The organism is Bacteroides sp. MSSM.1001136sp1_RTP21357st2_D2_RTP21359_211015 (assembly GCF_040913205.1).
In the GTDB taxonomy this organism is placed as follows: Bacteria; Bacteroidota; Bacteroidia; order Bacteroidales; family Bacteroidaceae; genus Bacteroides; species Bacteroides ovatus.
In genome coordinates, this window is sequence record NZ_JBDFVF010000023.1 from 43,156 (window position 1) to 54,106 (window position 10,951).

Sequence of the window (10,951 nt, forward strand, 5' to 3'; positions counted from 1 at the left end):
TAGAAACCAATTTGCTAGTCCCTTATTTCCCTATAGATTAAGGAGATGTTTTGAGAATATAGAAAGCCCGGGCTTGCGAAAGTACGGGCTTTTTCATTATTATTTATTTATCGGATTGAATATAATGGAAGTTCTCGTCATACAGTCCTACGAGCAGGCTTTGGCCTTTACCATCCACTTTCAGCCCGCCATATACGGCTTTTTGATAAAGAGTATCTTGTCCCTCTTCAAAGAAGAAAGACTCGGCACCGAGGAAGATCCGGTGACGTACTATTTTATATTTGATGACTAGCTCATTGTCGTTTACAGGCTCTAAAGCGTTTTGCAGCCGCACTATTTTTCCTACTTGATTACTGTCAATTTGAAGTATGGCATAACCGCGTATGGCAGTTTGTTGGTCTAGCAGATCTGATGAAGCTTCTTTGTAGCTAAGCCTCATATAGTCTCCTTGCATAAGAGAGCGGGGATCGACGGGAGCTAGCTGTAACAAAATCAACTGTCCGTCTTTCAAAGTTTGCTCTTTTTTATAAACCGACCAGTTGAAATATCCCAGTAGCAGTATCAGGTTTGCAATAATCAATATTCGGCTATACTTTTTCATGTCTTGTTCTTTTTTGAGTGAAGAAATACCAGGCTGTAATACATGCAATTCCGATGAAGAAAAGTGTCATGGATTTGGTGAGCAGGCTTAAATTCAGATCATAATAGTATTTGGAAACGGCATAGATAAAAAGAAGAAGCGAGGCAGCACACTCCGCTTTGTAGCCATAATGGAAACATATTAGAATCAGCAACAAACTGCCGGATAAATAAGGAGCAAACACGGTAGGCAGACAGATAACAATACAAAGAATATAGATACCAATCTGGTTCACCGGATGATCCACTTTCATGACCTGCATGATTCGTTGAACCATTATAAGAATACCGATCCATATACAAACAGACAGTATGCAGGATACAAGCCAGCTATTTGTTTCTGATATCAGATAATTGATTGATAATCCTCCCAGTGAGACGATACCGGATATGAATAATCCGAAATGAAATGGTTTGTATTTGGAAAAGTAATTCTCTGTTCCTATACATTCAAACAACTTAGTTTCAAAGATGTTGGCAAATAAAAATAGTGCAAGGATAGGAACTACAGCTATTTGCAAGGGATAAAACGAAGAAAAGACATGGGCGGCTTCTCCGAAGAAAGATATATTAAACAGAATGACTGAAAGAAAGGGGAGGATAAACCCTCTTGATAACAAGAATGTGAGAATACTGATTCCCATAAGTGTGGTGAAGAGGATATTAATGCTGGCATTTATACCAAAACCAATCAATACACACCCGGCTATGTATAAAGTGATGTTCATTGCATCCAGAAAAGACCGGATCACTATGCGGCTGATTGTTAGGGTAGTGAGAATTAATATACTTCCTACAATCAGGCAAGAAATATCGGAGCGGAGGATTCTGGCAAGTGCCAGAAATCCCAGAAAGAAAATAGCCGTCAGGATTCCTCCGATAATAGATACGGCTTGAATGGTGAGGCTATGCTTCTGTGTCATACCATTGCTTTTTTAGATGAAGAATGATGTAAATGAGTAAAGTTGTTCCGGTGATGACAATAACCCCTCCGTAGAAGAATATCTGAACATCCCTAAGACCGCTTTGTGATATGAATGTAGTCAATAGAATCATTAACGCAGCAAACGGAATGATAGCCAGATAGAACAGGCTTTTTACTTTCCATCCATACCAAAGTCCCGCAGAGAATAAAAGGAGGGTGCTTATGAGAGGAACAGACAATATGGCATTCTCTTCGCAGATTGCCATCATTAACAGAAAACTGGTATGTATAATAGTAGCCAGTGAAAGAAGACTGACAAACCAGCGATTGTTGCTGTCCAAATGACCTTTTACACTCATCCATTCCGTGATGATCGTTGTTAAGGCACATATCCAGGTTACTGCATTGGCCAGCAAAGTCATTTCCCAGGAGTTGGCACTGGCAATCTGTATATTGTACAACCATATCGTAGTACAAAGTAATCCGATGAACGTCAGCCATAACGGAGCGAAACGGATAGCAACCGCCCAGAGAATAGTGAAGAGAGTCCATCCCAGGAAAAGATCGTAAGCATCGGCTCCCGTTTGGTAGATTTGTCCGAAGACAGCGAAAAGCGTGCCTATCAGGAATGTAGCTCCGGTCAGGAGAATTTGTTTGACGAGCTTATTCCAATGCGTGAATGTAGCGAGCAGGACAGAAGCTACTAATAACACTTCTACTATTCCTAACTTTGCAAATTTGGGTAATTCCTCCCAGTTGTAGGCAAAGAAGAAGATAATTCCTGCCACTGTAAAACCAACGCCCACTGCCAATAAAAAAATAGAAAGGAATTGATTCCATTGCTTTTTATCTGCGTACAGCGCTTGTCGGGATAAAGGCGAAGAGTCGGTCTTTTCCATGTGTTTTTGCTTTTTGATGATTACAAACATAAGAAAATAAAATGATTATCACCTCAAGATAGACTATAAAAAGGTATGACTTACCTTATTGAAATTGACAATAATAGTAGGTCATACCTTGAGAGAGGTTATGAAAATATTCAAAATAGAATAACTTAAAATACCTCCCGTATATGCTTAAAGTTAGAATTGATCGTATCAATTACTTCTTGTGAACGACCGTTGATTAACAACTTATACATTGATTGTGCAAAGCCCACCATTTGACCGAATTCAATTTTGGGAGGCATGGCCAGTGCGTTCGGATCAGTCATGATATTAACAAGTACCGGACCGTCCAACTCAAATGCATTCAGTAAGGTAGTCAACACTTCTTCCGGATCACTGACATTAAATCCGGTCATTCCCATTGCTTCCGCCACTTGAGCAAAGTCTGGATTCAACATATTTGTCTGCCAGTCCGGCAATCCGTCCACTTCCATTTCCAACTTCACCATTCCCAATGAACGGTTGTTGAATACGATAATTTTAATTGGTAACTTATATTGTACAACGGTTTCCAAGTCTCCTAAAGTCATAGACAAGCCACCATCTCCGCAAAGCGCCACTACCTGGCGATCCGGATAAGCTAGTGCGGCACCGATGGCTTGCGGCAAAGCATTTGCCATAGAACCATGATTGAAAGAACCCAGCATGTGGCGTTTGCCTGTCGCTTGCAGATAACGTGCTCCCCACACACAAGTCATTCCCGTATCTACTGTGAACACAGCATCGTCCGAACTTAGTTTGTCTATTTCGGACATCACATATTCGGGATGAATCTTATTTACATCGCCTTTATCTTCCGTGTAAGCAGCCAGATCCTTCTTTACGCCTTCATATCTTTTGAGTTGTTTCAACAGGAACGAATCATCTGTCTTCGGATTCAGCATACGCAATAGACTTTGGATGCTCAGTTTAACATCACCGCAAAGTCCGATATCCACCTTTGCACGACGTCCCAGACGTTCGGGCTTTATATCAATCTGTGCTATCTTGATGTCATCCGGCAGGAAAGCGGAATAAGGAAAGTCGGTGCCGAGCATGAGAAGCACTTCGGCTTCATGCATACTGTAATAGCCCGACGGCATTCCCAACAATCCGGTCATACCCACTTCATACGGATTTTCATATTGCACCTCCATCTTTCCTTTGAAAGTATATACCACCGGAGCATTCAGCTTCTCGGAAAGAGCAATCACTTCCTCGTGAGCTCCCCGGCAACCGATGCCGCAGAAAAGAGTGATACGCGTATGTTTGTTTAACATGTCAGCTAATTGAGCCAGATCTTCTTCCGACGGACAAACTTCCGGTGGGGCAGGATAGTTGATAACCGACGAGTCGACAGCAACGGCAGAAGCCTTTGCCAAGTCACCCGGAAGCCCGATAACGGACACCCCTTTGCGGGTGACAGCCGTTTGTATGGCCGACTGGAGCATACGTGGAAATTGTGTGGGAGTAGTGGCTACTTCATTATAATAACTGCAATCGTTAAAAAGTTTGATGGTATTCGTCTCCTGAAAATATTCCGTACCGAACTCTCCGGTGGGAATTGTAGAGGCGATGGCGATTACCGGTGCGCCGGACCGGTGTGCGTCATACAAGCCGTTAATCAGATGAACATGTCCCGGCCCGCTACTTCCCGCGCAGCATCCCGGGCGACCGGTCAGTTGTGCTTCTGCCGCAGCGGCATACGCCCCTGTTTCTTCGTGGCGCACATGTATCCATTTTATTTGATCGTTTTTTCTGACTGCTTCGTTTACTTCATTCAGACTGTCGCCTGTTACGGCGTAGATGCGTTCAACTCCGGATTTTACCAGAGTATCTATCAACTGTTCTGCTATTTTTTTTGCCATAGCTGTAATTGGTTTAGGATTGATTTTTATGTAATAACAGATGGCTGCAAAGAAAAGTTCTGATTTAACATATGCTAATAACGCCTTTGTGTCGGGACACATCACCACTTTTATGTTAAAATTAATTCTGTAACAACTTTTTAGTAAAGATGTATAAACAATTGCAATATCCTTTTGTTATCTTTATAGGCGAAATCTTAACCTAATGTATTAAACCTCTTAATTACTCTAGAAAAATGAACAGAAATGAAATCGGTGTGAATGCCGGTAAGGTTTGGCAACTGCTTAGTAATAATGAGAAGTGGAGCTATGGACTTTTGAAGAGAAAATCCGGGCTGAAAGATAAAGAGCTGGGTGCCGCTTTGGGGTGGTTGTCAAGAGAGAGCAAAATAGAGTTCGATCAGTGCGATGAAGAGCTTTATGTATATCTCTGTGTGAATGTTTATATTGGCTGAAAGAGTTTGACGCTTTAACGAGAACAGAAGAATCTCCGGAGGAATGACAGCATAGTCAGCACTTCGGAGATTCTTGTTTTTTTATCCTTTTTCTGCTTTATGTTTCTTCCTTTCAATGGATTTCCGGAAATAATTCTGTTACTTTGCATCACGAATTAAAATGTAAGAAACAATGAGAAGTTTTGCCTCCGACAATAATTCCGGTGTGCATCCGTTGGTAATGGAAGCATTGAACCGGGCTAATATAGACCATTCTTTAGGATATGGCGATGATAAATGGACAGAAGAAGCCGTAGCGAAGATAAAGGAAACCTTTACGCCCAACTGTGTCCCCTTGTTTGTATTTAACGGAACAGGTAGCAACGTGGTAGCATTGCAGCTGATGACCCGTCCGTATCATTCCATCTTTTGTGCGGAAACGGCTCATATCTATGTAGATGAATGCGGCTCTCCTGTGAAAATGACAGGTTGTCAGATTTGTCCGATTGCTACTCCCGACGGTAAGCTTACCCCGGAATTGATGCAACCCTATCTGCATGGTTTCGGCGATCAGCACCATTCGCAACCCAGAGCTCTCTATATTTCCCAATGTACCGAACTTGGCACCATCTATACTCCCGAAGAGTTAAAACGTCTGACTGACTTTGCCCATCTGAATGGTATGTATGTACACATGGACGGAGCCAGAATAGCCAATGCCTGTGCCGCTTTGAATCTTTCCTTAAAGGAACTGACAGTAGACTGCGGAGTCGATATTCTTAGTTTTGGCGGAACGAAGAACGGACTGATGATGGGAGAGTGCGTGATTGTATTTAATAAAGACCTGCAACCGGAAGCCCGCTTCATCCGTAAGCAATCCGCCCAGCTCGCTTCGAAGATGCGTTACCTCTCTTGCCAGTTTACGGCATACCTCACAGATAACCTCTGGCTGAAGAATGCCAACCATGCCAATGCAATGGCTGCCAAACTTTACACTGAATTGAAGAAACTGCCCGAAGTAACTTTCACTCAAAAAGCCGAAAGTAACCAGTTATTCCTCACCATGCCCCGCCCGGTTATCGACCGGATGCTAGAGTCTTACTTCTTTTATTTTTGGAACGAAGAGAAGAATGAAATCCGTCTGGTGACTTCTTTTGATACCACAGAGGAGGATGTAGACGAGTTTATAAGACTTTTAAAACGTTAAAAAGGAAATCCGGAACAACAAAAGCGCCTGAATATCTGTTTTTATAGGAAGTTTGAAACTAACTTTGTCCGCAAAGTTTTCTACTTCTTATGATTATGAATACTAGACAGAACAGGCTAATCATATTCGCGCTTTTGTTGTTGACACAAACCCCGTTGGGCGCACAGCTGCATTCTACTAAAATTGAACTGCCGGAGGATTCTATATCTGCAACCATGGAAGATTCCATTCCGGCAAAGCGCAGTTTCTTTAAAAAGTTTCTTGATTACTTCAATGACGCCAATAAGGAAAAAAAGAATAAAAAGTTTGATTTCAGTGTGATAGGCGGCCCACATTATTCCAGTGACACCAAGTTCGGACTCGGACTGGTGGCAGCCGGACTATATCGAACCGATCGGATTGATACGCTTCTTCCTCCCTCCAATGTCTCTCTTTACGGAGATGTGTCGACTGTCGGCTTCTATCTGTTGGGAGTCCGCGGAAATCATCTGTTTCCAAAAGATAAATACCGCTTGAATTACAATCTCTATTTCTATTCTTTTCCCAGTCTGTATTGGGGACGGGGATATGACAATGGAGCGAACTCTGATAACGAAAGCGATTATAAACGTTTTCAGGCACAGGTGAAAGTCGATTTTATGTTTCGGCTGGCAAAGAACTTCTACATCGGCCCGATGGCCGTATTCGATTATATCGACGGACGGAACTTTGAGAAACCGGAACTATGGGAAGGAATGGCCGCGCGAACCACTAATACCAGCCTGGGACTTTCCCTCCTTTACGATTCACGTGATTTCCTGACAAATGCATATCATGGCTATTATTTGCGGATAGACCAGCGGTTCAGTCCGGCTTTTCTCGGCAATAAATATGCGTTTAGCAGTACAGAACTGACTACCAGTTATTATCAGCCGGTATGGAAAGGTGGAGTGCTGGCAGGGCAATTCCACACATTGCTTACCTATGGCGATACCCCTTGGGGATTGATGGCAACGTTGGGAAGTTCTTACTCCATGCGCGGATATTACGAAGGACGCTATCGGGACAAGGGAGCAATGGACGCGCAAATAGAACTCCGGCAACACGTCTGGAAACGGAATGGAGTAGCTGTATGGGTAGGAGCGGGAACGATTTTTCCACGACTTTCCGAGTTCACCCCGAAACACATTCTGCCTAATTATGGCTTCGGGTATCGTTGGGAATTTAAGAAGAGAGTAAATGTACGTTTGGATTTAGGGTTTGGCAAACACCAGACCGGATTTATTTTTAACATCAATGAAGCTTTTTAAAAATATAAAGAATTGGTTGGAAAATCAGGAACATCTGTTTTATCTGTTCCTGTTTATCTTGATAGTGCCTAATATGGTACTCTGTTTTACAGAACCTTTACCATTTATGGCAAAAGTCGCCAATGTGTTGTTACCTTTCGGTTGCTATTACCTGCTGATGACTTTGTCGAGGAATTGCGGCAAGATGCTGTGGATTTTATTCCTGTTCCTGTTCTTCGGAGCCTTTCAGATCGTGTTGCTTTATTTATTCGGCCAGTCCATTATCGCTGTCGATATGTTTTTGAATCTGGTCACCACCAATTCGAGTGAGGCATTGGAACTGCTCGATAATCTCACACCTGCCATTATTGCTGTAATCATACTCTATGTACCTGCCCTGATATTAGGGACGATTTCAATTATACGTAAACGGAAACTTACGGTAGAGTTCATTCGCAGGGAACGGAAGAGAGCCTTCCTGGTCTTTGGAATCTCCCTCCTTAGTCTTGTCGGAGCCTATGTGCAGGATTCGGGATATGAGTTGAAATCTGATTTATACCCGCTAAACGTATGCTACAACGTAGGTCTTGCCTTTCAAAGAACAGCTCTGACACAGGATTACCACCGTACATCCAAAGACTTTACTTTCCATGCCCGGCCTACTCATCCGGAGGGAAAACGGGAAGTATATGTAATGGTCATAGGAGAAACCTCTCGTGCCCTAAACTGGCAATTGTATGGTTACGAACGTGAAACGAACCCGCTCTTATCCCGGCAAACGGGTCTGATTGCTTTCCCAAAAGTGTTGACAGAGTCGAATACGACACATAAAAGTGTCCCCATGCTGATGTCGGATGCTACTGCCTGCAACTACGACTCTATCTACCATCAAAAAGGAATCATCACCGCTTTCAAAGAGGCAGGATTCCGGACGGCTTTTTTCTCCAACCAACGTTACAACCATTCATTTATCGACTTCTTCGGAATGGAAGCCGATACGTATGATTTTATAAAAGAAGATTCGGTCAGTTCTACCTATAATCCTTCTGACGACGAACTTCTGAAATTGGTGGAGGAGGAACTGGCGAAAGGTGCAACGAAACAATTCATCGTACTTCACACCTACGGTTCCCACTTTAACTATCGCGAACGTTACCCGTCGGAAGATGCTTTCTTTACGCCCGATTATCCGATGGAAGCAGAGAGAAAATACCGGGATAACCTGGTGAATGCCTATGACAACTCTATTCGTTACACGGATGATTTTCTGTCACGACTTATCCGTATGTTGGAAAAACAGCAGGTAGATGCCGCCATGCTCTACACTTCCGATCATGGAGAGGACATTTTCGACGATTCCCGTCATCTGTTCCTCCACGCTTCTCCCGTACCTTCTTATTATCAGCTTCATGTGCCATTCCTGATTTGGATGTCCGATGACTACCGCGAAACGTATCCCGAACGTTGGAATACCGCTATTGAAAATAAGGATAAGAATGTTTCTTCCAGCAGCTCTTTCTTCCCGACCATGCTGTCTTTAGGCGGAATAGAAACTCCTTACCGGGATGATTCGCAGGCTGTGACGGCTTTGCACTACGTCCTGAAACCGAGGGTTTATCTGAACGATCACAATGATCCCCGTCCGTTGGATGATTTGGGCATGAAGAAGCAAGACTTCCAGATGCTGGAAAAGAGGAATATCAAGTATTAAGTATTAGGTATTAATCCTTGTTAATTTTTGCATCCAAAAATGGGATTGGCGTGTTATTTGCCGTATGATGTATGAACGATTAAATTCATAAAACATGGCCTATATAGATTATTACAAGATTCTTGGAGTAGACAAAAGTGCTTCTCAGGATGATATCAAAAAGGCTTTTCGTAAGTTGGCCCGGAAATATCACCCTGATTTGAATCCTAATGACCCTAGTGCAAAGGATAAATTTCAGGAAATCAACGAAGCCAATGAAGTACTGAGTGACCCCGAGAAACGTAAAAAGTATGATGAGTACGGAGAACATTGGAAGCATGCCGATGAATTCGAAGCGCAGAAACGTGCACAGCAACAAGCCGGAGGCTTTGGCGGTGCAGGAGGTTTCGGCGGATTCGGCGGTGCGGGTCAGGGTTTCTCCGACGGTAACGGAACCTATTGGTATAGTTCCGATGGAGAAGGATTTTCCGGTGGCAACGCTAGTGGATTTTCCGATTTCTTCGAATCAATGTTCGGACATCGGGGAGGAAGAGGACAAGGTTCTGCGGGATTCCGCGGACAGGACTTTAATGCCGAACTTCATCTTTCCCTTCGTGATGCTGCTCAAACGCATAAGCAGATATTGACTGTAAATGGTAAACAGGTACGTATCACTATCCCTGCCGGTGTAGCCGACGGACAGGTTATTAAACTGAAAGGCTACGGAGCCGAAGGTGTCAACGGAGGACCTGCGGGCGACTTGTACATTACGTTCGTTATAGCCGAAGACCCGGTGTTCAAACGCCTGGGCGACGATCTGTACGTAGATGTGGAGGTAGATCTTTACTCTGCCGTATTGGGAGGCGAGAAAGTAGTCGACACGCTGGACGGTAAAGTGAAACTGAAGATAAAACCGGAAACGCAGAACGGTACGAAAGTCCGTCTGAAAGGTAAAGGATTCCCGGTTTATAAGAAGGAAGGACAATTCGGTGACTTGATTGTGACCTATTCTGTCAAGATTCCTACGAACTTGACCGACAAACAGAAAGAGTTGTTCCGTCAATTACAGAGTATGAACTAAAATGAATGAGTACTATGCAGACCGAATTAATAATTGTCAGTGAATACTGTCACAAATGTCATATTGAGCCTTCATTCATCGAAATGTTGGAAGAGGGCGGTTTGATTAACGTGCATACCGAAGGCGGTGAACATTATCTGCTTTTGTCGGAACTCCCGAACGTGGAACGTTATAGCAGAATGTACTATGACTTATCCATCAACATGGAAGGTATCGATGCCATTCATCATTTGCTGGAAAGGATGGAAGATATGAGGCACGAAATGCGTTCGCTTCGCAAACAACTTTTGCTGTACCGGGAACGGGAAATAGAAGATATGGACTGGTAAAAAATAGAGCCTCTGTTTGATTCGAACAGAGGCTCTATTTATAGTAAACGGAGGCTCTGATTCATTCAATCAGAGCCTCCGTTTTTTCAGGATGTTTATGCCGTTATTTTATAATACAATATACGTGCAAATCTCTTCCAGATAGCGTGCGTCGATAGTGTCGAAGCTATCCAATGTATCACTGTCGATATCCAGCACCCCGACAACTTTCCCCTGCTTGAGGATTGGTACTACTATTTCCGATTTCGAGTCCGAACTACAGGCTATGTGTCCGGGAAACTGCTCTACATCAGGAACAATCAGTGTACGGGCTTCTTTCCAAGCGGTTCCGCAAACTCCTCTGCCAAAGCGGATGCGAGTGCAGGCAATGGGGCCTTGAAACGGACCCAGTACGAGTTCTTCCTCTTTCACAAGGTAAAAGCCTACCCAGAAGAAACCGAAAGTCTGCTTTAAGGCTGCTGCCATGTTGGCAAGATTGGCAATGAGATCTGCTTCCGTACTTACCAAAGCATGCAGTTGCGGAAGTAACTCCCGATACTTTTCTTCCTTGCTTCCTGTGTGGATGATTAAATTTTCTGCCATCT

Annotated in this window: 11 protein-coding genes; 6 read left to right on the forward strand and 5 right to left on the reverse strand. The window is 43.5% G+C overall.

The annotated features are described in order from the left end of the window. Positions 1–103: 103 nt before the first annotated feature. The 4 genes from AB5217_RS15345 to AB5217_RS15360 all read right to left on the reverse strand — a co-directional run bounded on the left by AB5217_RS15345 (position 104) and on the right by AB5217_RS15360 (position 4,358). Positions 104–601, reverse strand: a complete 498-nt coding sequence (locus AB5217_RS15345) for a GDYXXLXY domain-containing protein (protein WP_004307158.1) — start codon at positions 599–601, stop codon at positions 104–106. Continuing rightward, the gene (locus AB5217_RS15350) at positions 588–1,562 is read right to left on the reverse strand and encodes a DUF4401 domain-containing protein (RefSeq protein ID WP_004327082.1); all 975 of its coding nucleotides are present in this window, start codon (positions 1,560–1,562) and stop codon (positions 588–590) included. The genes AB5217_RS15345 and AB5217_RS15350 overlap by 14 nt, the downstream gene beginning before the upstream one ends. Continuing rightward, on the reverse strand, positions 1,546–2,463 hold the full coding sequence (locus tag AB5217_RS15355) for a DUF2157 domain-containing protein (protein WP_032849091.1): 918 nt from the start codon (positions 2,461–2,463) through the stop codon (positions 1,546–1,548). The genes AB5217_RS15350 and AB5217_RS15355 overlap by 17 nt, the downstream gene beginning before the upstream one ends. A 155-nt stretch (positions 2,464–2,618) precedes the next feature. Then, positions 2,619–4,358 carry a thiamine pyrophosphate-dependent enzyme gene (locus AB5217_RS15360; RefSeq protein WP_032843878.1) on the reverse strand — a complete coding sequence of 580 codons (1,740 nt, stop codon included), beginning with the start codon at positions 4,356–4,358 and terminating at the stop codon, positions 2,619–2,621. Positions 4,359–4,594: 236 nt separating this feature from the next. Here AB5217_RS15360 and AB5217_RS15365 point away from each other — a divergent pair, with 236 nt between their 5' ends. The 6 genes from AB5217_RS15365 to AB5217_RS15390 all read left to right on the forward strand — a co-directional run bounded on the left by AB5217_RS15365 (position 4,595) and on the right by AB5217_RS15390 (position 10,367). Next, positions 4,595–4,813, forward strand: coding sequence for a winged helix-turn-helix domain-containing protein (locus tag AB5217_RS15365; protein WP_004301053.1), 219 nt, complete (start codon positions 4,595–4,597; stop codon positions 4,811–4,813). A 172-nt stretch (positions 4,814–4,985) separates the two neighbouring features. After that, on the forward strand, positions 4,986–5,999 hold the full coding sequence (locus AB5217_RS15370) for a threonine aldolase family protein (protein WP_004327079.1): 1,014 nt from the start codon (positions 4,986–4,988) through the stop codon (positions 5,997–5,999). Between the two features lie 89 nt (positions 6,000–6,088). Beyond that, on the forward strand, positions 6,089–7,288 hold the full coding sequence (locus AB5217_RS15375) for a BamA/TamA family outer membrane protein (protein ID WP_004301038.1): 1,200 nt from the start codon (positions 6,089–6,091) through the stop codon (positions 7,286–7,288). Then, positions 7,275–8,978, forward strand: a complete 1,704-nt coding sequence (locus AB5217_RS15380; RefSeq protein WP_149964450.1) for a phosphoethanolamine transferase — start codon at positions 7,275–7,277, stop codon at positions 8,976–8,978. The genes AB5217_RS15375 and AB5217_RS15380 overlap by 14 nt, the downstream gene beginning before the upstream one ends. A gap of 94 nt (positions 8,979–9,072) precedes the next feature. Beyond that, positions 9,073–10,038: a DnaJ C-terminal domain-containing protein gene (locus tag AB5217_RS15385; RefSeq protein WP_004327076.1), complete on the forward strand. Its 966-nt coding sequence runs from the start codon at positions 9,073–9,075 to the stop codon at positions 10,036–10,038. A gap of 14 nt (positions 10,039–10,052) precedes the next feature. Further along, positions 10,053–10,367 (forward strand): chaperone modulator CbpM, encoded by a 315-nt coding sequence (locus AB5217_RS15390; RefSeq protein WP_004307142.1) that lies wholly within the window; start codon positions 10,053–10,055, stop codon positions 10,365–10,367. Between the two features lie 108 nt (positions 10,368–10,475). Here AB5217_RS15390 and AB5217_RS15395 read toward each other — a convergent pair whose 3' ends face one another. Further along, on the reverse strand, positions 10,476–10,949 hold the full coding sequence (locus AB5217_RS15395; RefSeq protein WP_004327073.1) for a GAF domain-containing protein: 474 nt from the start codon (positions 10,947–10,949) through the stop codon (positions 10,476–10,478). Positions 10,950–10,951: the final 2 nt, after the last annotated feature.

Bases quoted from the DNA above. Each gene is read 5' to 3' on its own strand.
- AB5217_RS15395 (WP_004327073.1), bottom strand. From the start codon at position 10,949: ATGGCAGAAAATTTAATCATCCACACAGGAAGCAAGGAAGAAAAGTAT.
- AB5217_RS15370 (WP_004327079.1), top strand. From the start codon at position 4,986: ATGAGAAGTTTTGCCTCCGACAATAATTCCGGTGTGCATCCGTTGGTA.
- AB5217_RS15375 (WP_004301038.1), top strand. From the start codon at position 6,089: ATGATTATGAATACTAGACAGAACAGGCTAATCATATTCGCGCTTTTG.
- AB5217_RS15365 (WP_004301053.1), top strand. From the start codon at position 4,595: ATGAACAGAAATGAAATCGGTGTGAATGCCGGTAAGGTTTGGCAACTG.
- AB5217_RS15345 (WP_004307158.1), bottom strand. From the start codon at position 601: ATGAAAAAGTATAGCCGAATATTGATTATTGCAAACCTGATACTGCTA.
- AB5217_RS15385 (WP_004327076.1), top strand. From the start codon at position 9,073: ATGGCCTATATAGATTATTACAAGATTCTTGGAGTAGACAAAAGTGCT.
- AB5217_RS15350 (WP_004327082.1), bottom strand. From the start codon at position 1,562: ATGACACAGAAGCATAGCCTCACCATTCAAGCCGTATCTATTATCGGA.
- AB5217_RS15360 (WP_032843878.1), bottom strand. From the start codon at position 4,358: ATGGCAAAAAAAATAGCAGAACAGTTGATAGATACTCTGGTAAAATCC.
- AB5217_RS15380 (WP_149964450.1), top strand. From the start codon at position 7,275: ATGAAGCTTTTTAAAAATATAAAGAATTGGTTGGAAAATCAGGAACAT.
- AB5217_RS15355 (WP_032849091.1), bottom strand. From the start codon at position 2,463: ATGGAAAAGACCGACTCTTCGCCTTTATCCCGACAAGCGCTGTACGCA.
- AB5217_RS15390 (WP_004307142.1), top strand. From the start codon at position 10,053: ATGCAGACCGAATTAATAATTGTCAGTGAATACTGTCACAAATGTCAT.